The 25,869-nt window shown below is 64.9% G+C and carries 21 protein-coding genes and 1 tRNA gene; 5 read left to right on the top strand and 17 right to left on the bottom strand.

Annotation, left to right across the window (positions count from 1 at the left end):
* Positions 1–27: 27 nt before the first annotated feature.
* The 5 genes from cysQ to ACZ415_RS08710 all read right to left on the bottom strand — a co-directional run bounded on the left by cysQ (position 28) and on the right by ACZ415_RS08710 (position 5,381).
* Positions 28–801, bottom strand: coding sequence for a 3'(2'),5'-bisphosphate nucleotidase CysQ (cysQ, locus tag ACZ415_RS08730; RefSeq protein WP_344701923.1), 774 nt, complete (start codon positions 799–801; stop codon positions 28–30).
* 41 nt (positions 802–842) lie between these two features.
* Positions 843–2,111 (bottom strand): serine hydroxymethyltransferase, encoded by a 1,269-nt coding sequence (gene glyA / locus ACZ415_RS08725; RefSeq protein ID WP_344701921.1) that lies wholly within the window; start codon positions 2,109–2,111, stop codon positions 843–845.
* A gap of 123 nt (positions 2,112–2,234) precedes the next feature.
* Positions 2,235–2,311 (bottom strand) — tRNA-Arg (locus ACZ415_RS08720).
* 92 nt (positions 2,312–2,403) lie between these two features.
* The gene (locus ACZ415_RS08715) at positions 2,404–3,351 is read right to left on the bottom strand and encodes an AEC family transporter (protein ID WP_344701919.1); all 948 of its coding nucleotides are present in this window, start codon (positions 3,349–3,351) and stop codon (positions 2,404–2,406) included.
* A complete protein-coding gene (locus ACZ415_RS08710) occupies positions 3,351–5,381 on the bottom strand; it encodes a diguanylate cyclase (protein WP_344701917.1) in 2,031 nt (676 codons plus the stop codon). Before ACZ415_RS08710 ends, ACZ415_RS08715 begins: the two co-directional genes overlap by 1 nt.
* A 732-nt stretch (positions 5,382–6,113) precedes the next feature.
* On the opposite strand from ACZ415_RS08710, the gene ACZ415_RS08705 reads away from it, so the two are divergent.
* Complete coding sequence (locus tag ACZ415_RS08705; protein ID WP_344701914.1) at positions 6,114–7,283, top strand: DcaP family trimeric outer membrane transporter; 1,170 nt, start codon at positions 6,114–6,116, stop codon at positions 7,281–7,283.
* A 44-nt stretch (positions 7,284–7,327) separates the two neighbouring features.
* Here ACZ415_RS08705 and ACZ415_RS08700 read toward each other — a convergent pair whose 3' ends face one another.
* From ACZ415_RS08700 to ACZ415_RS08660, 9 genes are all read right to left on the bottom strand, one after another.
* Positions 7,328–8,347 (bottom strand): hypothetical protein, encoded by a 1,020-nt coding sequence (locus ACZ415_RS08700; RefSeq protein ID WP_344701912.1) that lies wholly within the window; start codon positions 8,345–8,347, stop codon positions 7,328–7,330.
* 164 nt (positions 8,348–8,511) lie between these two features.
* Positions 8,512–9,672, bottom strand: a complete 1,161-nt coding sequence (locus tag ACZ415_RS08695; protein ID WP_344701910.1) for a porin — start codon at positions 9,670–9,672, stop codon at positions 8,512–8,514.
* Positions 9,673–9,948: 276 nt separating this feature from the next.
* Positions 9,949–10,758, bottom strand: coding sequence for a ProQ/FINO family protein (locus tag ACZ415_RS08690; RefSeq protein ID WP_344701908.1), 810 nt, complete (start codon positions 10,756–10,758; stop codon positions 9,949–9,951).
* Positions 10,759–10,818: 60 nt separating this feature from the next.
* The gene (locus tag ACZ415_RS08685; RefSeq protein WP_344701906.1) at positions 10,819–11,379 is read right to left on the bottom strand and encodes a dihydrofolate reductase; all 561 of its coding nucleotides are present in this window, start codon (positions 11,377–11,379) and stop codon (positions 10,819–10,821) included.
* Positions 11,376–12,149 (bottom strand): thymidylate synthase, encoded by a 774-nt coding sequence (locus ACZ415_RS08680; RefSeq protein ID WP_344701951.1) that lies wholly within the window; start codon positions 12,147–12,149, stop codon positions 11,376–11,378. Before ACZ415_RS08680 ends, ACZ415_RS08685 begins: the two co-directional genes overlap by 4 nt.
* 123 nt (positions 12,150–12,272) lie before the next feature.
* On the bottom strand, positions 12,273–13,097 hold the full coding sequence (gene lgt / locus ACZ415_RS08675; protein WP_344701904.1) for a prolipoprotein diacylglyceryl transferase: 825 nt from the start codon (positions 13,095–13,097) through the stop codon (positions 12,273–12,275).
* A gap of 40 nt (positions 13,098–13,137) precedes the next feature.
* Positions 13,138–13,935: a sulfite exporter TauE/SafE family protein gene (locus tag ACZ415_RS08670; RefSeq protein ID WP_344701902.1), complete on the bottom strand. Its 798-nt coding sequence runs from the start codon at positions 13,933–13,935 to the stop codon at positions 13,138–13,140.
* Between the two features lie 221 nt (positions 13,936–14,156).
* Complete coding sequence (gene ptsP / locus ACZ415_RS08665) at positions 14,157–16,418, bottom strand: phosphoenolpyruvate--protein phosphotransferase (protein WP_344701949.1); 2,262 nt, start codon at positions 16,416–16,418, stop codon at positions 14,157–14,159.
* 65 nt (positions 16,419–16,483) lie between these two features.
* Complete coding sequence (locus ACZ415_RS08660) at positions 16,484–16,966, bottom strand: RNA pyrophosphohydrolase (protein WP_344701900.1); 483 nt, start codon at positions 16,964–16,966, stop codon at positions 16,484–16,486.
* A 204-nt stretch (positions 16,967–17,170) separates the two neighbouring features.
* Between ACZ415_RS08660 and ACZ415_RS08655 the strand changes: the two genes are divergently transcribed.
* Positions 17,171–17,827 carry a histidinol-phosphatase gene (locus ACZ415_RS08655; RefSeq protein WP_344701898.1) on the top strand — a complete coding sequence of 219 codons (657 nt, stop codon included), beginning with the start codon at positions 17,171–17,173 and terminating at the stop codon, positions 17,825–17,827.
* A 14-nt stretch (positions 17,828–17,841) separates the two neighbouring features.
* Here the strand turns inward: ACZ415_RS08655 and ACZ415_RS08650 are convergent, their stop codons facing one another.
* Positions 17,842–20,439, bottom strand: coding sequence for an ABC transporter permease (locus tag ACZ415_RS08650; protein ID WP_344701896.1), 2,598 nt, complete (start codon positions 20,437–20,439; stop codon positions 17,842–17,844).
* Entirely contained in the window at positions 20,436–21,152 is a 717-nt protein-coding gene (locus tag ACZ415_RS08645; RefSeq protein ID WP_344701894.1) for an ABC transporter ATP-binding protein, read from the bottom strand. The genes ACZ415_RS08650 and ACZ415_RS08645 overlap by 4 nt, the downstream gene beginning before the upstream one ends.
* Between ACZ415_RS08645 and ACZ415_RS08640 the strand changes: the two genes are divergently transcribed.
* Positions 21,151–21,804, top strand: a complete 654-nt coding sequence (locus ACZ415_RS08640; protein ID WP_344701892.1) for an arylesterase — start codon at positions 21,151–21,153, stop codon at positions 21,802–21,804. The genes ACZ415_RS08645 and ACZ415_RS08640 overlap by 2 nt on opposite strands.
* Before the next feature lie 22 nt (positions 21,805–21,826).
* Here ACZ415_RS08640 and ACZ415_RS08635 read toward each other — a convergent pair whose 3' ends face one another.
* Entirely contained in the window at positions 21,827–22,696 is an 870-nt protein-coding gene (locus tag ACZ415_RS08635; protein ID WP_344701890.1) for a DMT family transporter, read from the bottom strand.
* Positions 22,697–22,836: 140 nt separating this feature from the next.
* Between ACZ415_RS08635 and ACZ415_RS08630 the strand changes: the two genes are divergently transcribed.
* Positions 22,837–24,150: an MFS transporter gene (locus ACZ415_RS08630; RefSeq protein WP_344701888.1), complete on the top strand. Its 1,314-nt coding sequence runs from the start codon at positions 22,837–22,839 to the stop codon at positions 24,148–24,150.
* Between the two features lie 341 nt (positions 24,151–24,491).
* Positions 24,492–25,865: an RNA-guided endonuclease IscB gene (gene iscB / locus ACZ415_RS08625; protein WP_464387717.1), complete on the top strand. Its 1,374-nt coding sequence runs from the start codon at positions 24,492–24,494 to the stop codon at positions 25,863–25,865.
* The last annotated feature ends 4 nt before the right edge of the window (positions 25,866–25,869 follow it).

Below are 25,869 nucleotides of genomic sequence, written 5' to 3'. Positions count from 1 at the left end.
CCGGCGGCTTGATGCCCCTTCAGGCGGCTAGCGCCCCCACACCACAAAGTGCGGGTTGAGCGTTTGCGCCGGCGTGGCATAGTTGAGCGGGGTGCCGTCCAGCTGTGCCACGCTGCCCCCGGCTTGCTCCACCACGGCCTGGGCTGCTGCGGTATCCCACAGGCTGGTTGGCCCCAGGCGCGGGTAGACATCGGCCCGGCCCTCGGCCACCAGGCACAGCTTCAACGAGCTGCCCATGGCATGCATGTCGTGATCGCCCAGCCTGGCAAGCCAGGCCTCCAGCGCCGGGCTGGGGTGAGAGCGGCTGCCCACCACGCGCCAGCGGCCGCCGGGCTCGGGCTTTTTTGCGGCGTGCAGCCGGTGGCGCGTGCCGTCGGCTTCTACCTTGTGGGCCCCAAGCCCTTGCGCTGCCACGTACGCGGTATGCAGCGCCGGGGCCAGCACCACACCCAGCACGACCCGGCCCTGGGAGATCAGCGCGATGTTGACGGTAAACTCGCCGTTGCGCTTGATGAATTCCTTGGTGCCGTCCAGCGGATCCACCAGCCAGTAATGGCCTTTGGCATCGGGCCCGGCAAAGCCGTCGACGTCTTCTTCGGAAAGCACGGGAATGCCGTCAGGCAGCTCGGCAAGCCCCTGAACGATGATCTCGTGGGCGGCCTTGTCCGCGTCGGTCAAAGGGCTTTTGTCGTCTTTTTCCTCGACGCTGAAATCACGGGCGTAGATGTCCATAACGGCATTGCCCGCGCGGCGGGCAATGGTTTCTACCGTGTCCAGCAGATTCTGGTTGACCAGTGTCATCAGTGCCTTGTTCCTGTTACCGATGGGAAAAATGGCGTGGCTCAGTCGGCATATACCGGAAACTGCCGGCAGACGTCAACCACCTGGCCCTGTACGCTGGCTTCTACCTCGGCGGTGTCGTCACCGGCGGCGAGCACGTCGAGAATGTCGCAGATCCAGCCGGCCAGCCGGCGGCATTCGTCTTCCTTGAAGCCGCGCGTGGTGACCGCAGGCGTGCCGATGCGCAGCCCGGAAGTGACAAACGGGCTTTGCGGATCGTTGGGCACGGCGTTTTTGTTGACCGTGATATGGGCGCGGCCGAGGGCGGCGTCGGCGTCCTTGCCGGTCACGCCCTGCTTGATCAGCGAGAGCAGAAACAGATGGTCGTCGGTGCCGCCGGAAACGATGTCAAAGCCGCGGGCAATAAACACCTCGGCCATGGCACGGGCGTTTTCGATGACCTGCTGCTGGTAGGCCTTGAAATCGGGCGCCATGGCCTCTTTGAAGCACACGGCCTTGGCGGCGATGACGTGCTCCAGCGGGCCGCCCTGGCTGCCCGGGAAAACGGCCGACTGGAGTTTCTTTTCCATGTCGGCGTTGCCTTCGGCGGACAGAATCAGCCCGCCGCGGGGGCCGCGCAGCGTCTTGTGCGTGGTGGTGGTGACCACATGGGCGTGGGGCACGGGATCGGCGTACACGCCGGCGGCGACCAGGCCGGCCACGTGGGCCATGTCAACCAGCAGCCAGGCGCCGGCATCGTCGGCAATCTGGCGAAAGCGCGCCCAGTCCACTACCTGGGAATAGGCGGAGAAGCCGGCGATGATCATGCTCGGCTTGTGCTCCCGGGCCAGGCGGGCGACTTCGTCGTAGTCGATGCGGCCCTGCTCGTCGATGCCGTACTGCACGGCGTTGTAGTGCTTGCCGGAGAAGTTGGGGCGCGCGCCGTGGGTCAGGTGGCCGCCGGCGTCCAGGCTCATGCCGAGGATGGTATCACCGGGCTTGACCAGCGCCTGGAACACCGCAGCGTTGGCCTGAGAGCCCGAGTGCGGCTGGACGTTGGCGTAGGTCGCGCCGAACAGCTCGCAGGCGTAGTCGATCGCCAGCTGCTCGACGACGTCGACGTGCTCGCAGCCGCCGTAGTAGCGCTTGCCGGGGTAGCCTTCGGCGTATTTGTTGGTCAGCTGGGTGCCCTGGGCTTCCATCACCCGAGGACTTGCGTAGTTTTCCGAGGCGATCAGCTCAATGTGATCTTCCTGGCGCTGCTCTTCTTGCTGAATGGCGCGGTGAAGCGCGTCGTCGAATCCGGCAATGGACATGCTGCGGCTAAACATCGGCGGTACCCTCGTAACGAAAGACGAACATGGACAACTCAGACGTCATCATAACGCAGCGCCGGCCGGGTTTCATCGCCGCGTTTTCAGCCTGCGAAGGAAGGAGGGAGTACGGGTATTGTGTGGCGCCCCCATCAGGATTCGAACCTGAGACCTTCCCCTTAGGAGGGGGACGCTCTATCCGGCTGAGCTATAGGGGCAGCTTGCAGGGCAAGGCTGGGGCTTGAAAAAGCGCGGGCAGTATAACGCGTTGGGCCGGGGCCGCCAAGCGCGCCGCCGCGGCCGCACTGCGTCATAGCCACCCTGTCGCTTGCAGGGTAAAAATGCCCAGGGTGACCGTGACGCTGGCCGCCAGGGTGGTCATGGCGATGATATTGGCGGCAAGCCCGGCATGGCCGCCCAGTGCGCGGGCCATGACAAAGCTGCCGGTAGCCGTGGGGCTTGCAAAATACAAAAACAAAAGCCCCAGCTCGCGGCCGCGAAAGCCCAGCGCCAAAGCGGCAAGCGTGGCCAGAGCCGGCAGCCAGAGCATCTTGCACAGGCTTGCGCTAACGGCGGTACGGCCGCTGGTACGCACCGAAGCAATCGACAGCGTGCCGCCAATGCACAGAAGGGCCAGCGGCAGCGTCAGCGAGGCGAAAAGATCACCGGTGTGCATCAGCCAGTCGGGCAGCGTAATCCCCAGCGCGGCAAAGGGCAGCGCGGCCACCACCGCTATGATCAGCGGGTTGGTGGCAATGTTGCGGCCAAGCGTGGTGGCGCCGCCGCTCGGCCCGGGCCGGTGAACCACCAGGGCCACCACCGACAGGCTGTTATACAAAACAATCACCAGCCCCAGCAATACGCTGCCCGCCGATAGGCCGTAGTCGCCGTACATGGCGTGGGCCAGCGCCAGCCCGACGATGCCGCAGTTGCCGCGAAACGCCCCTTGAATATAGGTGCCCCGCTCGCTTGCCCCGGCGCGGTGGCGCGACCACAGCCAGACCAGCGCAAACTGAAGCAGCGTCATCAGGGCGAAAAAACTCAGCAGCGACACGTTCAGCGCCACGCCCAAATCCGCGCGTATCAGGCTGAGAAACACCAGCGCCGGCAGCGTACCCTTGAACACCAGCGAGGAGGCCGTGCCCACAAAGGCCGCATCGATCCAGCCGATTCGCCTAAGGCCCATGCCGGCAAACACCATGACGAACACCGGCAGCGTCACCTCAAGGGTGCGGGCCAGAATCTCCAGCAGCGCCATCAGTCGAAAAGCGCCGGCACGTCGTCATCATCCGGCACGTTGACCACCAGCGCGTTGCGCCCGTTCAGCTTGGCCTCGTAGCTGGCAGCGTCCGCCCGAGAAAGCGCGGCCGCCACGTCCTGATCGCTGTCGATAAAGCTGGTCACGCCGATACTCAACGTCACGCAGTACTCCTTGCCCTGGTGGGTAACGGCAATGTTGCTGACCGCGATGCGCAGCGAATCGGCAATGTTGCGCGCCTGGGGCAGCGTACAGCTGGGCAAAAGTACGGCAAACTCGTCCCCGCCCTGGCGAGCGACGTGATCGCTGCGGCGCACTTCCCAGGCAACGATTTGCGCGATACGGCGCAGCATTTCATCGCCAAGGGCATGGCCGCCTTCGTCATTGATGGGCTTGAAATGGTCAAGGTCAAACAGCAGCAGCGCCGAGGGCGTACTGGTTTTTTTGTACTCGGCAAAGGCCTCGTCCAGCCGGCGCTCAAATCCGCGGCGGTTCAAAAGCCCGGTGAGCGGGTCGTGCTCGGCTTCCCAGCGCGCCAGCGCTTCCTGTTCGCGGCGCTGGGTAATGTCTTTCATGGTGCCCACCAATCCCAGCGACTGGCCGCCCCGGGAGAGCATGACCACCCGGGCGTGCACTTCCAGCCAGAGGGTGTTGCCATCCGGGCGGATGAAACGCAGCTGGCGCACAAACTCGCTGTGCGAGGCCAGGCTATGGCGCCACATATCCGCGGTGCCGTCGTGGTCGTCCGGATGAACGTAGCCAAGCCAGCAGGTGGTGGTAATCGTTGTGCTGACCCCCAGAATATCCAGCAGCGTGGGGTTCATGTAGGTAATTTCGCCGTCGAAGTTCGCCACGAACATGCCCTGGGGCGTGGCGTCGAGCATGGCGTTGAGAAACGCCTCGCGCTCTTGCAGGCTGTTCAAAAGGGTCTTGCGCTGCGCTTCCACGTGGTTGAACGTGCTGGCGATGCTTTGGAACTCGTCCACGTCGCTGGTCAGATCAATCTGCGCGCGGCGCTCGCGGCCTACCTCGCCAATCTGGATTTCCAAATGCCGCAGGGTCTGCAGCATGCTGCCCAGCACCCACCACAAAAGCGGCAGCATCCACAGCACCATCAGCGCCCAGATCCACCACAGCCGCTTGATGAACTCGGCAAGCGGCGCCTGGGCCTGCTCCTGGGTGGTAAACTGCCCCACAATCCAGTTCGCCGGCCACACCTGCTTGTAGGACTGCAGCCCTTTTTGGCCGTCAAGCAGCTCGCCCACCGCCGTGCCCTCCCAGCCGATCAGCGCGCTTTCCAAATTCGCATTGTGGGTCAAAGAGCGAATATCGGTCATCAGCTCATCGCGGTCGGGGTGATACAGCACCTTGCCCGAGGCGGTAAAAATGGTGACGTAGCTGCCGTCGCCGGCCTGCTTGCTGGCAAGACGGGCAAACAGACCGCCGCTTTGCAGGCTCATGGCCCCGCCGATCATGCCGGCAAAGTCGCCGTTGGCATCCCGGCGCGGCACGCCGATAAGCACCATGGGCACCCGGCTTGCGCGACCGACGAAAGGCTCGCTGACGTGGGGGTAGCCGGTGCCCTGGATCATGCGGAAAAACTCGCGATTTTCCACGCTGGCCATGCTTTTGCGGTCTATTTTGGGCCAGCTGGCAGCGATATCGCCCTGGGCATCAGTAATCACCAGCCGCTCAAACCACTCCAGCAGCGCATCGTTGTGCCGCAGCCGGCGCTGCAGCGCCTCCGGGTCGTGCACTGCCTGTGTGATGTCTGCCACATGCGACAGCGTGCGCGTACGCGAGCGGATCTCATGGGACAGCTCATCGGCCAGCATGGCCGTTTCATAGCGCAGATAGGAAAGGCTGGTGTCGTTGACCATGCTTTTGCCCAGATACCAGGTCATGGCCAGCACCAGCGCTACAATGGCAAGCCAGGTAAACGCCAGCCCAACCACCAGGCGCCCTCTGAGCGAGTGCACTGTTCTGCCGGCTTTGATCCAGCGTTTCAACGGCTGCCATGGCGGCGTCATCCACTGTCGCCCGGTCACGCGTCACCTTTGTATGAGGTTGTAGCGCATGAAAACATCGTCCCTTCCTGTCTTTCCCGATTTGCACTGTTTGCCTGGGCCTGCGGCGCTGTCTTTTGCGCCGTTGGCTCGGGCAAAGGCGAGCCGCTTTCTGTCTTTAACGTGCAATGACGCACCACGGCACGACGCATCGTCGATGTGGGTCAACGATCTGCCAAAACAGAGAGTGCTGGAAATCGTTGCCGGCGCCCGGACGCTGCTCTGACTTACAAGACAGCGCCTGCCGTTTACGCTTGAAACTAACTAATGTTTGCGCCTGTTTGAAAAAGCGCGGATTGGCCTTTTGCAATCGCTTGCGTCAACGGTGAGGTGAGCTGCGTAGCGTTTGCCGATAACGGCGCATGATAGCGTGATGCTCTTGCGCTTACCACCGGCTTTGGCACGCGCGCAAAAAGAGCCGGACGGCCTGTCGCGTGTTTTTTAACGCGTCGATACGCGACAGCCAAAAGCGAAAAACCACAGCAAAGTTGCGCTGGAACAGCACCGTAATCCTCTCTTAACAAAACCGGAAAAACCTATTGATTTAATTGGAAAAAAAGTCCATTAAACGCCCGAACATTGATACTGATCAACCCCGCGTGGCGCGCGCATTTCTATGCTTGCCGTAGCGTAGCGCAAAGCGCTTTAGCACCGGCTCTCGTACCGATCCATGGCCCTACTGCAAGGAATTACAAGATGACAAAGGACTTCCGCTTCACTCGCATTACCCTGCCGGCCGGCCTGGTGGCCCTGTGCCTTGGCACGCCGGCGGCGGCAGTGGATTTTACCGTGGGCGATACCCAGGCAAGCATTTACGGCTTTGCCAAGCTCGACATGATCTATGATACCGACAACGACCTGGGCGATCTGGCAGCGCGGCCGCGCATCCTGATCGACGGCCAGCAAGGCAGCGACGGCCACCTGACCATGCACCCCTACCAAAGCCGGCTGGGCTTTAAAACGCAAACGCCGGTTGACGGCAGCGCTTTGGTAACGCGATTTGAAGTGGACTGGATGAAAAACCCGCCCGAAGGCGGCGATTTGCGCCTGCGCCACGCCTACGGCAGCTGGAACGGCGTGCTCGCCGGTAAAACCTGGACCAACTTTGGCAGCCGGCTAAGCCGCACGCCGATTATCGACTTTGCCCCCAGCCCCGGCCAGAGCAAGAGCGGGCGCAAGGCTCAGCTGCGCTATTCCATGGGCAACGTGCATATCGCGCTGGAAAACCCCGACCCGGACGACTTCAAAGACAGCGTTGCCGCCGGCTTCAACGCCGACCGCGGCGTCTACAAGGCAGATGCCGACGCCCGGCAATCCATGCCCGATGTGTCACTGCGCTATCAGGCGGCAGGCGAGCGGCTGGCGTACTCCGCTGCGGCCGTGGGCCGCCGGCTCAGCGTTGACAGCGACAGCGTAGACGACAGCGCCATGGGCTGGGGGGTCAGCACCGCGGCACGCTTCAAGGCAAGCCAGGCGCTGACGCTGCGCGGCGTGGTCACCTACGGCGACGGCATCGGCGAATACCTGCAGAACAACCCTTCGGCGCCGGCGTTTGTTGACGGCAGCTCGGTCGAGACCATCAGCGCCTGGGGCGCCAACCTCGGTGCCAGCCTCGCCGTGGGCCCGGGCGCGGTTAACCTGGGGTACGGTATTTCCCGCGCGGACCTTGACGACGTGCGCAGCGCCGGGCTCGCCGGCGCCGAGGGCGCCAACAAGCAGTTTGAGGCCGTGCACCTCAACTACATCTGGTCGCCGGCCAGCCACATCAGCTACGGCATGGAAACCAGCTACCACACGCGTGAAGTGGCCGACGGCCGCGACGGCGATGCGCTGCGCCTGCAGGGCATGGTGCGCTACGCGTTTTAAGCCTGCCCCGGCCACCGCTGCGCGGCGGCCGGGACGTGGCCGCATCAGTCCAGCTGGCGGACCTTGAGCTCGTAGTTGTTCACGCCGCTGCGCGCCGCGCCAAACTTCTGCCCTTTGACACGCACGCGGTATTCCCCCGGCGCCAGCACGGTGCGCAGGTCAACGTCGCCGTCGAAGCCTTCGCCGGCATCCTGAGCGACGACGTTGCCCTGGCGGTCCAGCACCTCGGCTTCAATGCGATAGGTGCCTTCGTTGCCGGGGAAGGTTGAGGTGGTAATCGCCACGGTGCCCTTTTCCAGCACTTCAAACGTTAGCACCTCGCCGCTGGCGCGAATCTTGACGTCGGTGACGATTTCTTCAAAGCCTTCCTGCGGCGATGCGCTCGCCTCTTGGCCGGCGCTATCGGCCGGGGCCGCTTCGCGCTGCTTGGCGACAGCCGGGGCAGCCGCGCCGGCCTCGGGCGCAGCGCTGGCCGCTGCCGGTGTTTCCCGCTCTGGCTGCGACGGCGGCGCCACCGCGGCCACCGCGCTTGAGCGGCGCACAAAGGCCGTCTTGCCGCCTCCCCGGCGATTGCCGACAAAGGCAATGCCGTCGCCGCGAGAAACGCCGCCGGCCACGTCCACGCCTTCTACCGTCACGTAGTAGCTGTTACCCGAGCCGGTGCTGGAGCCAAACTTGTGGCCTTCGACCTCAAGGGTGTAGTCGCCCTTTGCCAGGCGCTGGCGCAAGGCCAGCCCGCCGGCGTTGCCCAGCGCCCGCCCGCGGGCCACTACGTTGCCGGCGCTGTCGCGCAGCGCAGCGGCAACGCGATAGTCGTCAGACTCGCCTGCCAGAACGTGGCTTTCAAACACGTAGGTGCCGGCTTTTTCTACGGTGAAGTCGTGGGCATGCGTGCGGCCGTATAGAAAACTTTCGCTGCGCGCATCGTTGTCGGACTGCAAAAAGCGCGTCAAATCGATCTGCTTGCCCTGTTCACGAAAGCGATCCTGCACTTCGCTGGCGGCGGCCGGCGCGCTGGCCACGCCGAGGCTGAGCGCCAGGGTTACGATAACTGCGGGTTTCATAAGCGATACTCGGTTGTCGGCTAACGGAAAGTGGCGCCAAGATAACAAAAAAGCCGACCCCAGGGGGCCGGCTTGGTACTGTCGCACGCCGCTTGAACGCATCCGCTAGCGGCGTTAAGCCCGACAGGGCGCTAGCCGCCCTGCCATCCGGGGTCGTCCGCGGTTTAGAAGAGGTATACCGCACCTACGGCGACGCCGTCGTCTACGTCGTCCTTACGATCGTACATCGCGCCTTCAACGAAGGTGTACATGGCGTCGGAGACGTTGTAGGTCGCGCCGAGAACAATTTCGTTGTAGCTTTCGCCGCCGTCGTTCGGGAAGTCACCGTGCTTCAGGCCGTCTGAAGCCGTATCGAGGAAGCCATCACCGCCCACATCGACGTACTGGTAAGCGCCGTACACGTCGCCCATGCCGTAGCCGTAGCGCGCGCCCAGGCCGTAGTAGTTGACGTCTTCGATCAGGTCATCGCCGGCATCAAAGCGCTCAAGCTTCAGCGCCACGCGCAGCGTGTCAACGGTGTACTGCGCGGTGATACCGTACTGGTCACCCGCGTCGTAGTCGACGCCCTCGGTTACGTTGCCAGCAGCGTCCCGGACCCCGTAAGTACCGTCGTAGTTGTCGAGGTTGTCGTAGACCGCAGCGATAGAGAACGCGCCGGCGGTGTACTTCACGCCGCCGAAGAAGGAGGCGTTGCTGTCAGACTTCTTGTTTACATCTCCATCACCAAAGACATCGGATTTTTCAAAGTCTTCAGCGTCGCCCTCGAACTGGGTACCCACGGCGAACTGGAAGCCGTTAAAGGACGGTGAGGTGTAGGACACCTTGTCGCCTTCGCGCTCTGACAGACCAACGATGTTCTGGTTTGTATCAGAGATATCGAAGTATTCGTTGTTGGTAACAGGATCCTGGATCCAGTCGTCGATCAGCGGATCCCAGGAGCCGACACGCACGTCACCGAAGCTGCCCTTCAGGCCGGTGTAGGCCTGGTCGCCGGTGTTCAAGCCGCCGGCAGTCTTGGCTTCGTCAACGTCGTGCTCGAACTCGGCCTTGAAGTAGCCTTTCAGGTCGCGAGTGATCAGGTGCTCGCCGGCAAAGCCGATGGTGGAACCGTTGTCAAACAGCTCGTCTTCACTTTCGGTACCTGTATATTCAACGCCGCCAGCAGCATTTACCGCGTTTTGTGCGGTTTCAACGCTCTTGTAGGCAATCTGAACGTTGCCGTAGAGGTCAAGCTTGGTGCCGTCTTCGTTGTAGATCGTGGCAGCCTGTGCGCCGGAAGCGAAGGCAGCACCCGCAATAGCAGTCGCCAAGAGTGTCTTTTTCATGAGATTAATCCTTAACTAACCTACTGTTTCGATCGTCTTTGGGCGCAAGGCCCGCTATTGGCTTGAAAGCATGCGGTTCTTTTATTTCCGTCGCGTTACACGCCGGCAAGCGCCATGTTTTGCTCAAGCCTGGTACGTTTTCCAATGCTCGCAGGGAGAACTCTATACCGGGCTTTGCGGGAACGCAATAGAAAAAAACACTGTTTTTTTACGTTGCGCCCACTTTTTGTGGAACTCTGCCAGTGTGCCTTTGTCTGAGGCCGGCAGTACGCGCAGCTATTCTTGCCCGCCAAAGCGGCGCTGCAAACTCGCCAGCTTGTCTTCCATGCTTTGCTGTGCCGGACGCTTGGCCGCCTCGCTGTCTGCCGGTGCGCCGGTGGCGGCTTTTTTTCCGGCGCCAGACGCGGCCCCGGTTTTGGGCGAGCGCCCCGGCTTGTCAGCCGGTTTCTTTTTTCGCGCCTCTGGGCGGGCTTTGCTCGCCGCCTTGCGGCGGTATTTTTCCTGCGCGGTCTGGGCGGCGGTGGCATCCACCGTACCCGCCGGGTTGCCGTCAAGGTCGATGCGCGTCGCGCCTTCTTTCAGCGCCTTGACGTAGCGGGGCCGGTTAACGTAGCCGGCCAGCGCCCGGCGTATCAGCTTGGTGGACCAGGGCTCGCGCGCCGCCAGATCATGATGAATGCCCACCTTCAGCGGGCGAGCTTCGGCCCCGGCAAACGCTAGGGGGTAGCGCGTCTGCCACTGCTTGAGCAGCGCCTGCGGGGTGGGCGGCGTTTCGGGGGCCGTGGCGCTGGCCTGCTCGGCGCTGGCCGAAGTTTCGCGCTCGGGCGCGGCGGGGGACGAGTGATCGGGCATCTTGGCGTCTCCGGAAAATAAAGGGGTAACGGCGGGCAACGAGGTCGCGGCGGATACAAAAGCCGTGGCAGATAAGGCGTCGGAATCAATCGGGGCGCTGCGTTCTGCGGCCAGCAGCTCGGCCAGGCGGCGTTTCAGCCGGCGGTTATCCTCGCGCAAGACGGCGAGCTGCGTTCGGGCCTTTGCCAGGCGGGCTTCCAGGTCATCCAGCAGATGCATCACGCGTGCAGGCATCCGTCTTCCTCTTGTGGGGTTTTGTGCCGTGGCTCACTCGCCCGAAGCCGGGCCAGGGCGCTACGTCGCACGGCGCTCATAGGTAACAAAGTCGTAGCCGGGCTGGCCTTCAGCGGCAGCGCCGGCCCGGCGCCGGGTTTCACGCCAGCGGGCAGCGTCGATGGCGGGAAAGTAGGTATCGCCTGCCAGCTCGGCATCCACCTCGGTAAGATAAAGCCGCTCGGCGTAGGGCATTGCCTGGGCGTAAACGTCGCCGCCGCCTATTACCATGATCTCTTCGGCGGCCTCGACGGTGGCGTAGCGGTCAGCCAGCGTAAGCGCCTGCGTCAGGCTATGGCAGACCTCAACGTCCGGGTGGGCAAACGCCGTATCCCGGGTGATGACGATATTGCGCCGGCCGGGCAGCGCACGGCCGATGGAGGCAAAGGTCTTGCGCCCCATCACCACCGGTTTGGCCTGGGTCATGCGCTTGAAAAACTGAAGGTCTTCGGGCAGATGCCAGGGCAGCGTGCCGTCCACCCCGATGACGCGGCTGCGCGACATGGCGGCAATCATGGCCACGGGCACCAACGGCGCGGCGTCGGGCCAGGCGAAGGCGCTGGCGCTGTTGCGAGCAGTCATACGGCCACCTTGGCTTTAATCGGCGGATGGGCCTGGTAGCCCTCCAGATGAATATCATCAAAGGTAAACGCCAAAAGATCGTCCACTTGCGGCGACAATACAAGCCTTGGCGGCGCTTTGGGCGTGCGTGCCAGCTGCTCCCGGGCCTGTTCCAGATGGTTGCTGTACAGGTGGGCGTCGCCCAGGGTGTGGATGAACTCTCCCGGCTCCAGCCCCGTTACCTGCGCCACCATGCACAGCAGCAGCGCATAGCTTGCGATGTTGAACGGCACGCCGAGGAAAATATCCGCGCTGCGCTGATAAAGCTGACACGACAGCCGCCCGTCGGCCACGTAAAACTGAAACAGGCAGTGGCACGGCGGCAGCTGCATTTCGTCGACCTGCCCCGGGTTCCACGCCGACACAATGAGCCGGCGCGACTGCGGGTTCGTGCGGATCTGCTCGACGACCCGGCGGATCTGGTCGACGTGGCCGCCGTCCGGGCGCGGCCAGCTGCGCCACTGGTAGCCGTAGACCGGGCCGAGGTCGCCGTTTTCATCGGCCCACTCGTTCCAGATGCGCACGCCGTTGTCCTGCAGGTAGGCGATGTTGGTGTCGCCGCTTAGAAACCACAAAAGCTCGTGGATGATCGAGCGCAGGTGCAGCTTTTTGGTGGTCAGCGCGGGAAAGCCCCGGGCAAGATCAAAGCGCATCTGGTGGCCGAACACCGAGCGCGTGCCGGTGCCGGTGCGGTCGTCGCGGTCGCTGCCGTGCGCCAGCACGTAGCGCATCAAATCGAGATAGGGCTGTTCAAGGGCCGGTTGATTGGCGATCACAAGGCGTTCCCGTTTATTCAAAGTGCATGGTCTTCAAGGGCATAGTCTTCAAGGGCATATCAAAGGCCAAAGGCCGCATTATGCCTTGTTTGTCCCTTTTTTTGTGCCCTCATCAGCCAAGCGCACATCGACAGGCTGGCGGCGCGACCACGCCACCAGCAAAAGGCCAAAGGCCACCATCGGCAGCGTCAAAAGCTGGCCCATGGTCAGCCAGCCGAAGGCGATAAAGCCCAGCTGCGCATCCGGCAGGCGGACAAATTCGACGGCAAAGCGAAATACGCCGTAGCCGATGAGAAACACCCCCGACACCAGCCCCCGGCGCCTGGGGCGCGCGGACACCCACCACAGCAGTGCAAACAGTACCGCGCCTTCCAGCACGGCCTCGTAAAGCGCCGAGGGGTGGCGCGGCTGGCCTGCCGTGCCGGGAAACGGCATGCCCCAGGGCAGCGACGTGACCCGGCCCGGCAGCTCGTGGTTGATGAAGTTGCCGATGCGCCCGGCGCCGAGGCCGATGGGCACCAGCGGGGCCACAAAGTCGGTCAGCGTAAAGTACGCCAGCCCCTTTTTGCGGGCAAACCACGCTGACGCCAGCAGCACGCCGATCAGCCCGCCGTGAAAGCTCATGCCGCCGTCCCAGACGCGGAAAATCCACAGCGGGTCACCGGCCCACTGGCCGAGGCCGTAAAACAGCGCATAGCCCAGCCGCCCGCCAAGCACCACGCCCAGCGCGGCGTAAAACAAAAGGTCGCTGACGTCGTCCCGGGTCAGGCCAAGGCGCGCGGCCCGACGCCCGCCCAGCCACCAGGCAGCGACAAAGCCCACCACATACATCAGCCCGTACCAGTGCACCTGCAGCGGGCCGAGCGATATGGCGACAGGATCAATAGCGGGGTAGGCAATCATACGGGCCTCAAACGGCAAACAGGGAAGGGAGTCACGGGCGTTAACTCATGATAAAGCGCACGCCGACCACGATGAGCAAAACGGCAAAGGCGTAGCGCAGTATATGGCCGGGCAGCACGTGCGCCAGGCGGACGCCTACCCGGGCAAAGGGTACGCTTGCCAGCACCACGCCCAAAAACGCCGGCCACATGACAAACCCCGTGGCGGCAGCGGGCAGCACGGGGTTGCCCCAGCCAACCACGATGAAGGTAAGCGCGCCGGTCAGGGCGATGGGCAGCCCGCAGGCGGCCGAGGTGCCCACGGCCTGCGTCATGCCGGCACCGCAGCGCGAAAGCCAGGGCACGCTCAGCGTGCCGCCGCCGATGCCGAACAGCGCTGAAATGCCGCCGATGACCACCCCGGCCACGCCCATGGCGGCCCGGCCCGGCGGCTGTGCGCCGGGTTTGGGGGCAAGCCCCAGCAGCATCTTGACGGCCACCAATACCACGAACACGCCAAACAGCGTGCCCAGCAGCGTCGCCGAGAGACCGTCGGCGACAAACACGCCGAGCACCGCGCCGGCAACCAGCCCGGGCAGCAGCGCCTTGAGCCAGGGCAGACGAATGCTGCCCCTCTGCCAGTGGCCGTAAGCCGACGACGCCCCGGTCACCACAATGGTGGCAAGCGAGGTGCCCACGGCCAGGTGCACCACCACCTCCGGGGCCACCCCCTGCAGGCCGAAGGCAAACACCAGCGCAGGCACAATGATGATGCCGCCGCCCACGCCGAACAGGCCGGCCAGCGTACCGGCGGTAGCGCCCAGCGCCAGATACCCAAGCAGGGTCAAGGCAATACTCATGGTCAAGGCTCTCGTATCAAAGGCAGTGCATTGCGCGAATGCCGTGTTGCCCCAGCATCTTCGCGGGCTGAAATCCGCAACAGCGGCGCCTCCGTCTTCTGGCGCTGCCGCCGCGATAAACGTCGTACAGCCGGGCAACCTGCACCGGCGCTGGCGGTATTCTACGTTGCCGCCTGCGCCTGTCGCCACCCTGCGTTAGTGCGCCGGGCCTTGGCGGACCTTCAGTCTTTGGGGGGCAGAAGATGCGCCAGCTGCCAGCCGGCCATGCGCGACTGCAGGTGGCGATGCACCTCTTCCGGGGTGTCCTTTTCCATGACTTCTTCCAGCAGCGCGCGGGCGTCGTCCAGCGCGACCCGGCGAATGGCAGCGCGCACCTTGGGCAGGCTGGGGGCGTTCATCGACAGGCCGGTAAAGCCCATGCCCATAAGCAAAAGCGCCCCGGCCGGGTCGCCGGCCAGCTCGCCGCACAGCGAAATCGGCCGCTCAAGGCGCCGGGCGTCCCGGGCCAGCTTGTCAAGCGCGGTCAAAAGCGCCGGATGCAGCGGGTCGTAAAGCTCCGATACCCGCGGGTTGTTGCGATCCACAGCCAGCAGATACTGGGTCAGGTCGTTGCTGCCTACCGAAAAAAAATCCACACGGCCGGCCAGCGCGTCCATCTGATAGAGCGTAGCGGGCACCTCGATCATGGCCCCGACCCGGGGCCGCGTGACGGCCACGCCCTCCTCGCCCAGCTCGACGATGGCGCGCTGCAAAAGGCCCAGCGCCTCGTCCACCTCCCCTACGTTGGTGATCATGGGCAGCAGCACGTGCAGGTTTTCAAGCCCCACGGAGGCCTTGAGCATGGCGCGCAGCTGCACCATCAGCACCTCCGGGTGGTCCAGCGTCACGCGCATACCGCGCCAGCCGAGAAACGGGTTGGCCTCGTCGATGGGAAAATACGGCAGATCCTTGTCGCCGCCGATGTCCAGGGTGCGCATCACCACCGGCAGCGGCGCAAAGCCTTCCAGCTGGTCGCGATACAGCCGGGTCTGCTCCTGCTCGCCGGGAAAGCGCTGGGTAATCATGAACGGCACTTCGGTGCGGTAAAGCCCCACCCCGCTGATGCGGTTTTTGAGCAGCGCCACGGCATCCACGGCCAGGCCGGTGTTGACCATCAACGGCATATCGTGGCCGTCGGTGGTTTCGCTGGGCAGGTTCTGCTCGTGCTCCAGCAGTTCGCTGAGCTCGCGCTCCTCGTTGACCAGGGTGGCGTAGTAGTGCTCCAGCTCCGGGGTGGGATGAACAAACAGCCGGCCGCGATGGCCGTCTACCACCACCGGGGCCCCGGAAAGGCGCGGCAGCGGCAAATCCATCATGCCAAGCACGGTGGGCACCCCCATGGCGCGCGCCACAATCGCCACATGCGAGGTGCTGGAGCCGCGCACCGACACCACGCCCTTGAGCTTGCTGCGCGGCACTTCACCGAGCAGTGCTACGCTGATTTCATCCCCCACCAGCACGGTGTTGTCGGGGTAAACGTCGGGCGTGGCGGACACGCCCTGCTGCAGGTGCGCCAGCACGCGCCGGCCCAGATCGCGAACGTCGGCGGCGCGCTCGCGCAGGTAGTCGTCGTCCACCCGCTCCAGATACTGCACGTGGCGGCGCACCACGTCGGCGAGCGCCCCGGGCGCCCACTGGCCTTCGCGAATGCGTTTTTCCACCTCGCGTGAAAGCGCCGACTCGCCGAGCATCTGCTGGTAGGCGTCAAACAGCGCCAGCTCCTGGGCGGAAATTCGTTTGGAAAGCCGCCGGCCGGCGCTGCCGATTTCTTCTCGGGTTTTATCAATGGCCTCTTTAAGCCGGGCGATCTCGAAGGCCTCATCCCGGGGGATCAGATCCGGCACGCTGTTCAAATCCGCCGGCGGGGTAATCACCACCGCCTCGCCCATGGCAATACCCGGCGCTACCGCCACGCCGCGAAACACCTTCTGGCGCCCGGCCGGGGCGGGGCGCGTTAAGTCTCCCGTTGCCAGCGCATGGGCCAGTACCCCGGAAAGCTGGGCGGCCATGGTGACCAAAAACGCCTCGTCTTCATCGTTGTAGCGGCGGTTTTCCGCCTGCTGCACCACCAAAACGCCGAGCATGCGGCGCTGGTGGATGATGGGAATGCCCAGAAAGCTGGAGTAGCGCTCCTCGCCGGTGGAGGCAAAGTAGCGAAAATGCGGATGGGACTGGGCGTCTTCCAGGTTGAGCGGCTCGCTGCGCTTGGCCACCAATCCCACCAGCCCCTCGCCCAGCGGCAGCATCACCCGCCCCACGGCCTGGGTGCGCAGGCCGATGGTTTCCATCAGCACCAGCGTTTCCAGCGCTTCATCGTAGAGATAAAACGAGCACACATCGGTGCCCATGGCCTTGCGGATACGGCGCACCATGGTGGCCAGGGCAGCATCAAGGCTGCGCGCACCGTTGACTTCCTGGATGATGCGGCGCAACACCTCAAGCATGGAGGTTTTCTGCTTCACGGATTGGTGCCTCGCTGAGGGGTGAAGCCGCTCACTGCGGCCGGCGTTTACCGGGCGATACGCTGAAGTCGCGGCGAGAGCTCGCGCAGCGCGCGCCGGTACACGTCGCGCTTGAACGCCACGACCTGCCCGAGGGGATACCAGTAGCTCACCCAGCGCCAGCCGTCGAATTCCGGCTTGGGCGTAGCACTCATGCAGATCTGGCTGTCCTGACAGCGAATCCGCAGCAGGTACCACTTTTGCTTCTGGCCGATACATACCGGCCGGGAATGTGTGCGAATCATGCGTCGCGGCAGGCGGTAGCGCAGCCACCCCCGGGTGCAGGCCACAACGGCAACGTCATCGGCGGTAAGGCCGATCTCTTCGTGAAGCTCACGAAAAAGCGCCTGTTGCGGTGTTTCGTCTGCCTTGATGCCCCCCTGGGGAAACTGCCACGCGTTTTGCCCGACCCGACGCGCCCAAAGCAGCTGCCCGCTGGCGTTGGCGATAATGATGCCAACGTTGGGGCGAAAGCCGTCTGCGTCGATCACGGACGTCACCTTAAAAAAGTATCAGTTGCGCTCATTTTTCCACAATGGTCACAGCACGATCAATACATTCGTTATACCGTTGAGGCCGGCACATGATCCAGCAGCGCCGGCCGGCCTTGCACCGCAATCGTTTTGCACGTTGGGCAAACCGTACGGCTTTTGCCATAATCGCGCCGCAATGCCATTAACGTTAAGGGGAGTGCCGTGAGCCTGGCCATTTTCGACCTGGATAACACCCTGCTGTCCATCGACAGCGATCATGCCTGGGGCGAGTTTCTGCTCGAACAGGGGGCGGTGGACGCCAAGGCCTACCGCGAAGCCAATGAACGCTTCATGGCCGATTACGAGGCCGGCACGCTGGACATCGATGCCTTTCTTGCCGTGGCCCTCAAACCGCTGGCCGACAACACCCCGGAGCAGCTTGCCGCCTGGCACCAGCAGTTCATGGCGGCCAAGGTGGAGCCGAGCATTCTCCCCCGGGCCGAAGCGCTGATCGCCCGCCACCGCGCCCAGGGCGACACGCTGCTGATCATTACCGCCACCAACCGCTTTATTACCGACCCCATCGCCGAGCGGCTGGGCATTGATCATCTTATCGCCGTGGAGCCGGAGGTGGTGGACGGCCGCTACACCGGCCGGGTCACCGGCACGCCAAGCTTTCGCGACGGCAAGGTGACCCGGCTTTACCAGTGGCTGGAAACGCGCAGCGACACCCTTGACGATGCCTGGTTCTACAGCGACTCGCACAACGACATCGCGCTTTTGGAACAGGTAGAGCACCCCGTCGCCGTGGACCCCGACCCCACTCTGCGCCAGACCGCACAGGAGCGCGGCTGGCGCATTCTCTCCCTGCGCGGGTAAGCGCAAAGGTACGGCTACACCTCGCCGAGCAGCCTCAGACTGGCCGCCGGGGCTGCTCGGCGCAGCCCCCTGGAAAGCGCGTGACCGATCACCCCGATCGCCAGCGCCCCGCCCAGCGGCAGCGCCAGCCACACCCAGACGTGCAGCTGCACCGGCAGGTCCAGCCAGTAGCGGTACAAAAGCGCCGCGGCAAGCTCGGCCAGTGCCGCCCCCAGCAGCCCGCTGGCGCCGCCCAGCAGGGCAAACTCGGCCCCCTGCATCCGCGAGATCAGCCGGTTGCCGGCGCCAAACACGCGCAAAAGCCCGCTTTCATGGGCGCGCACCGGCTGGCTGGCGGTGAGCGCGGCATAGAGCACGCTGACGCCGGCCAGCAGCACCAGCACGAGAATCAGCTCAATGGCGCGGGTCACCTGAAACAGCACCTCACGCACCTGCCCCAGCAGCGCGTCAACGTTGAGCAGCGACACCCCCGGAAAGCGCTCTGCCAGGCGGTTGGCCAGGCTCTGGTCGTCGTCGGGCAGATAAAACGCGGTAATGTAGCTGTGGGCGAAATCTTCCAGCACTCCGGGCGGAAAGATCACGTAGAAGTTGGGCGTAAAGCTGTCCCAGTTGAGGCTGCGCAGGCTGGTAATGCGCCCGGTCAACGACTCGCTGCCGATGCCAAAGGTCAGCGTGTCGCCAAGCCCCAGACCCAACCGCCCGGCCAGGCCGTCTTCCATGGAAATCGGCACCGGGGCCTCAGCGGGCACGGCGTCCACCGCGCCCAGCCAGCCCTCGGCAGCATCGTGCGAGGCGGCCTCGTTCGGGGAAGCGTCTCGCTCAATGTCGGCGTCGGCAAACCATTCGCCGGCCACCACGCGGTTGCCCTCGGGCAGCGTGGCCCGCCAGGTCAGGTTCAGCGCCCGGCGCAGCGCGTTGTCGGCCAGTGCCTCGGACGACAGCGCCTCGGCCGGCGGTGCACCGTTCACCGCGCTGATGCGCCCGCGGACCATGGGATACAGCGCACTTCTGGCCTCCACGGCCGGCGCGATGGCCTCGGCAAACGCTTGGCGCTGGCCGGGCTGAATGTTGATGGCAAAGTAGTTGGGCGTGTCATCCGGCAGCTGAGCCTGCCAGGTGGCCAGCAAATCGCCGCGCACCAGCGTCATCATTGCCATGGCAAAAAACGTCACGGCAAAGGCCAGCAGCTGGCCAAGCCCGGCCCGGCGGCGCCGGGCCAGCTGGCCGCCGCCCAGCCGCAGCGCTTGCGACCAGAGGCCGCGGCCCGTCAGCCGTCCGGCCAGTGCCAGCACGCCGCGCAGCAGCAGCGCGCCGCCGACCCACAGCACGCCCAGCGCAGCACCGCCGCCCAGCAGCACCGTCAGCGCCAGCGTCAGGCTTTGCGAATACAGCCACAAAAGGCCGCCAAACACCGCCGCCGCCACGCCGGCCACCAGCCAGGCCGAAGGCGGCAGCGGGTCAAGCTCGCGGCGCAGCACCTTCAGCGCGCTCACCCGCTTGATGCGCAGCAGCATCGGCCCGGCAAAGCCCACCAGCACGGCAAGGGCGGTGAACGTGCCCAGAAACAGCGGAGCGATGCCCGGCGCCGGCAGCGTCAGCGGCAAAAAGCCCGCCAGCAGCCGCACCAGCAGCGCCTGACCCGCAAGCCCGGCGAGCGCGCCCAGCATGGAAGCCGCCAGCGCCAGCGCCAGCAGCTGGCCGGCAAAAATCAGCGTCAGCTGGCGCTGGCCGGCGCCAAAGCAGCGCAGCAGCGCGGCGGTATCCAGATGGCGCTCGACGTAGCGCCGGCTGGCCATGGCCACGGCCACCCCGGCCAGCAGCACCGCCGCCAGCCCGGCAATGCCCAGGTAGTTTTCCGCCCGGGCCAGGGCGCTGCCCAGCCGCGGGCGGTCGCGGCGCACGTCACTGATCTGTACGCCTTCTTCACGCAGCCGCGCCAGCAGCGGCTCAAGGCGCTCAAGCGCCGCGGGCGGGCCGGCGCCCAGCAGCGCGTAGTCAATCCGCGAGCCGGGCTGCACCAGCCCGGTGGCCTCAAGGTCAGCGGCGTTGAGCAAAACCCGCGGGTTGAAGCTGCCAAAGCCGCCCGACGGATTGGCCTCGCGTTGGATAAAACCGCTCACCTGCAGCTCGGCCTCGCCCACTTGAAGCGTATCGCCAAGGCTTAGTCCCAGCAGCGACTTCAGCCGCGGATCGGCCCACACGCTGCCCGCCGCGGGCGGGCGCTCAAGGCTTGCACTGCCGCCGTCACGCGCCACGTCCGAGCGGCCGTAGTGCGGCCAGGCGTCATCCACCGCCTTGAGGCTTGCCAGCTGAAAATTCTCGCCCCGGCGCAGCATGGACGCCATTTCCACCTGGCGGCTGACCGTCAGGCCGGCGTCCTGCAGCTGTTTGACCAGCGCATCAGCAAACGGCTCGGGCTGCTCCAGCACCAGATCCCCGCCCAAAAGCTGCCCGGCCTGGCGCTCCAGGCCGCGCTCCAGCCGGTCAAGAAAAAAGGCAATCATGGTGGCGGCGGCCACCGCCAGCACCAGCGCCATGAACAGCGCGCGCACGTCGGCGGCGCGCAGATCACGTTTCAGGCCGGTCAGCGCCAGCCGCAGAGCAGCCGTCATGGTGTGGCCTCCCCGTTGGGGTCGAACGCTTCCAGCCGCCCGTGGGCAAGGCGCAAACAGCGGCTGCAGCGCCTTGCCAGGGCGTAATCGTGGGTGACCAACACTAGCGTCGTGCCGGCCTCGCGGTTGAGGGTAAACAAAAGCTCGATTACCGCCGCGCCGGTTTCCGGATCGAGGTTGCCGGTGGGCTCGTCGGCAAATACCAGCTCGGGCTCGGTAACGAAGGCCCGCGCCAGCGCCACGCGCTGCTGCTCGCCGCCGGAGAGCTGCTTGGGCAGATGCCCGGTACGCTCGCCCAGCCCCACGCGGGCCAGCCACTCCCGGGCCGCATCGCGGCGGTGGCCGCCGGGGGCAAGCTCCAGCGGCAGGGCCACGTTTTCCAGCGCGCTGAGCGTGGGCAGCAGCTGAAAGTTTTGAAACACAAAGCCCACGCGCCCGGCGCGCAGCGCCGCGCGGGCGTCTTCATCAAGCGCACCGAGCGGCTCGCCGAACAGCGCAAGCTCGCCGGCAGTTGGGGTATCCAGCCCGGCCAAAAGCCCCAGCAGGGTGGATTTGCCTGAGCCGCTCTTGCCCAGAATCGCCACGCTCTCCCCCGGTGCTACGGCAAGCGACAGCTCGTGTAAGATGGCAAGCGAGCCCTCGCCGCTTGCCACCTGCTTATTCAGGCGATCGGCGCGGATCAGCGGTGCAGCGGCAGAAAAGGAGTCCGACATGAGCGTATGTATCCCTGGAAAAAAACGCGGGTTAGCGCAGGCAGGTGCCATCGTACTGGCAGCGCTGACCCTGCTGGCCGTGGTGCCCGCAGTCGCCGCGGGCCGGCCGGCGCTGTTGGTCATGGGCGATAGCCTAAGCGCGGCGCACAACATTGAGCAAGACGCCGGCTGGGTGAATCTTTTGCGCCGGCGGCTGGAAGGCAAGGCCCGCGTGATCAACGCCAGCATCAGCGGCGAAACCAGCAGCGGCGGCGCGGCGCGTTTTCCCGCGCTGCTGGACCGGCACGCCCCCGCGCTTGTGGTACTTGAGCTGGGCGGCAACGACGGCCTGCGCGGCACGCCGCCAAGCGCGCTTTACGCCAACCTGGCGCAGATGATCGAGCAAAGCCAGGCGGCGGGGGCCCGGGTTTTGCTGGCAGGGATCGACATTCCGCCCAACTACGGCCAGGCCTACCGCCGGGCCTTTACCCGGGTCTATCCGCGCCTGGCGGCCCGGTATCACGTGGCGCTGGTGGCGTTTTTGCTTGACGGCATCGCGCTGGACGACTCGCTGATGCAGGAAGACGGCATTCATCCCACCGCCGAGGCCCAGCCCGCCGTGCTGGCCAACGTCTGGCCGGTACTCGCGCCGCTTTTTAAAGCCGCCCGCTAAGCGCTCGCCGGGGCTGGCTGCGTCAGGTTTTCTGGCGCTGCTGCAGGGCCAGCCCGGCGAGAATCAGCGCCAGCCCGGCAAGGGTCGAGGCGCGAATCGGCTCGTCGACGACCAGATGCAGCAGCAAAAGCGACACCGGCGGCGAGAGAAAGATCAGGTTGGACACCTTCGCCGTGCGCGAAATCTTGTGCATGGCCAGCTGCCAGAGGATAAACGCCACGCCCATCTCGAAAAGGCCCACGTAAACCCCGGCGGAAAGCGCCGCCCAGCCGTGCCACTCAAACCCGGGGCCAAAGGCCAGCAGCGCGCCGAGCACCGGCAGCCCCACGGTGAAGTTCTGCCACTGGCCCACCAGCGGCTCGCGCGCGTCCCGGGTGTTGAGCAGCCAGTAAAGCGCCCACAGCAGCGTGGACATCAGGGCAAAGATAACGCCCAGCGGGTCGGCGAAGGCGACATCCAACACCGCACCGCGGGTGGCGATCACCCACACCCCGGCGTAGGCGATCAGCCCGGCGGCCACGTCCGTGCGGGTAATCCGCTGGCCGAGTATGGGCACGGCGAGAAACGCCATGGCCAGCGCCCAGGTGTAGTTCAGCGCCATGGCTTCCTGGCCCGGCAGGCGGTCGTAGGCGGCGAACAGCACCAGATAGTAGGCCACCGGGTTCATCAGCCCGGCCCACAGCGCGGTGCGCCAGCCGCGCGCAAGCGCCCGGCCGAGCTGGCCGCGCTTGACCACCAGCGCCCCCATCAGCGCCCAGGACACCAGGGCGGCCAGCGCCATCAGCTCCAGCGGGCTCATATACCCCAGTGCTACCTTGAACGCCGTGGCCACGGTGGACCACAGCGCCACCGCGCCCAGGCCGTACAACATTGCCTGACGATCCTGGTTCATGCTGGCTCCTTGCGTGGAAAACGTGACATTGCGTCGGGGACTGGTAACACTGGTGGTACGCCGGCATCCGCCAGCGCCGGCAGCGCGCGCGGCAACGGGGTACCATGTATCGTGTGCAGCATAACACCCAAGGAGCTTTCATGGCCGATCAGGACATCTCTCAGTCACGCCTTTACGAATGGCTGACCGGCGACGAAGACAGCCGCATGTGCGACGACATTCCCGACACCGCCTGCCGCGACCAGCCGGCCAACTTTGCCCGCCACCTGTGGGCGGCGCTGGGCAACAAGCTGGCCGATGAGCTGTCCAGCGCTCGGTTGGTGCTGCCGTGGCTGATGGGCGTTATCGGCGCACCGGTGTGGATGGTGGGCCTTTTGGTGCCCATTCGCGAATCCGGCGCGCTGCTGCCCCAGCTGTTCGTGGCCGGCTTTATCCGCCTCAAGCCCCAGCGCAAGTGGGTATGGGTAGCCGGCGGCGCGCTGCAGGCACTGGCCGCGCTGGCGCTGGCGCTGCTTGCCGTTTGGGGCCGCGGCGGGGTCGGCGGCGCGCTGGTGCTGGCCGTGCTGGTGGCGCTGTCGCTGGCGCGCGGGCTTTCCTCCATTGCCACCAAAGACGTGATGGGCAAAACCATCGCCAAAAAGCGCCGCGGCACGCTGATGGGCTACAGCGGCAGCGTGGCCGGCGCGGTCACGCTGGTCGCCGGCGGCGTGCTGATGCTGTTCGACGAGCGTCCCGGGGAGCTGGCGCTGGCTGTGCTGCTTGGCGTGGCGGCGCTGGGCTGGGCGCTGAATGCGCTGTTCGCTGCACGTATCAGTGAGCAGCCCGGCGCTGTGGACGGCGGCGAAAACGCCTGGGACAGCCTCAAGCTGGGGTTTTCCCTGCTACGCGAGGACCGCGCGTTTTTACACTTCAACGTGTCGCGCACGCTTTTGCTGTCAAGCGCGCTGGCACTGCCCTACATCGCCCTGCTGGGCCAGCGACAAAGCGACGCAGCGCTAGGCGGGCTGGGGCTTTTGGTGGTGATTTCCGGCGTCGCGGCGATGGTGGCAAGCCCGGTGTGGGGCAAGCGTGCCGATGCCTCCAGCCGGCGAGTCATGTGCGATGCCGCGCTGGGCACCGTCGCCTGCTGCCTGGCCGGGGCGGGCCTTGTCTGGCTGCCCGGTGAATGGAGTGCCAGCGTGCTGCCCTACGCGGTAATCTATGGGGTACTGGTCATTGTGCATCACGGCGTGCGCCTGGGGCGCAAGACCTACGTGGTGGATATGGCCAGCAGCGACAATCGGGCGCTTTACGTGGCGCTTTCCAACACGCTGACGGGTGGTTTAATGTTGTTGTTTGGCAGCCTACTCGGCGCTTTGGCGCAGTGGCTTGGCAGTGCCGCCCTGCTGGTCGTGCTGGCGGCGGCGGCTCTGGGCGCTTTTTTCAGCGCCCGCACGCTTCCCGACGTCGAATAGCCGGCAGCTCAGCAAAACGGCGATGCCCGCCGGTACCACATTAAGGACTGGAGTCAACTACCTCTCCCTGAAGGGAGAGGCTTGTGAAAGCAGGCCCGGTTGACCAGGGAGAGCGGGCAACATGGCCGCTACGTTGATAACAGGTCGTCAAGACTCACCGCCGAATGCTTCCTCAGTTCGGCGCTCTGAAAGGTCGGGATCATGCGGGCGCAAGGTAAAACGCCGAAGGTTCTGACCGCTGCCGCCAGGCAGGAGCCGGTTATCGACATTCCCGAGGGGAGACGGATCGAACGATCCGCGACACAAGGCCCGTAAGGGCATGAACACGGGAGGAAATCGCCATGGCGGTTTTCGTATGGGATAAACACAAGCAGCCGTTGATGCCGTGCAGCGAAAAGCGTGCCCGGCTGCTGCTGAAACGCGGTCGCGCCGTGGTGCATAAACGCTACCCGTTCACGATCCGGCTCAAGGATCGGGTGGGCGGCGACACGCAACCGCTTCGCCTGGGCATTGACCCCGGCAGCAAGACCACGGGGCTGGCGCTGATGCGTGAATCAGACGGTGAGCAGCGCCATGTGCTGTGTCTGTTCGAGCTTTTGCATCGCGGCTTCCAGATCAAAAAGGCGCTGGAGCAGCGCGCCGCGTTTCGGCGCCGCCGCCGTTCGGCCCATCTGCGCTACCGGGCGCCACGATTTAACAACCGCACGCGCAAAGCCGATTGGTTGCCGCCCAGCCTGCAGCATCAAGTCGATACGGTGATGGCGTGGGTAAAGCGGCTAAGCAAGCTCGCCCCCATCACCGCGCTGGATAAGGAGCTGGTGCGCTTTGATACCCAGCGGCTCGACAATCCGGAGATAAGCGGCGTCGAGTACCAGCAAGGCACGCTGCTCGGTTACGAGGTGCGGGAGTATCTGCTGGAAAAATGGGGGCGGGCATGTGCCTACTGCGGCGCCACCGAGACGCCGTTGGAAGTCGAGCATGTTGAACCACGCAGCCGGGGCGGTTCCAGCCGCATCAGCAATTTGGCTCTGTCGTGTCATAACTGCAACCAGGCGAAGGATACGTTGCCGCTGGCGGACTTTTTCGCCACCGACAAGGGCTTGAAGAAGCGCCTCAAGGCCAATGGTCTGTCGGCAAGCGCGCAGCTTGAGCGCGTACAGCGCCAACTCAAGCAACCGCTACGCGATGCCAGTGCAGTCAATACGACCCGCTGGGCGCTGTTTAATGCCCTCAAGGCCACCGGCTTGCCGGTGACGGTCGGCACGGGTGGCCGTACCAAATACAACCGCCAGCGCCTCGGTATTCCCAAAACTCACGCCCTGGACGCCGCTTGCGTCGGCCCAATGGACGCCCTGCACCACTGGCAAGTGCCAACGCTGACGATCAAAGCCACCGGGCGCGGCAGCTATCAGCGCACTCGACTGACCAAACACGGTTTTCCGCGTGGCTACCTGATGCGACAAAAACAGGTACACGGTTTTCAGACCGGCGACATGGTAAGCGCCACCGTGCCCACCGGCAGGAAAGCCGGCACGCATACGGGCCGTGTGGCCGTCCGCAAAACCGGCCGCTTTAATATCCAGACCCAACAGGAAGCAGTGCAGGGCATTTCGCACACATACTGCACCGTTATCCAACGTGGAGATGGCTACGGCTACCACCTCACAATAACCACTCACCAACGGAAAGGAGGAGCGGGACAGGCGGTGGCATAATCCG

The organism is Halomonas cibimaris (assembly GCF_055379665.1).
Note: the sequence above shows the minus strand (reverse complement) of the source record. Positions and strands in the feature narration are given on the sequence as shown.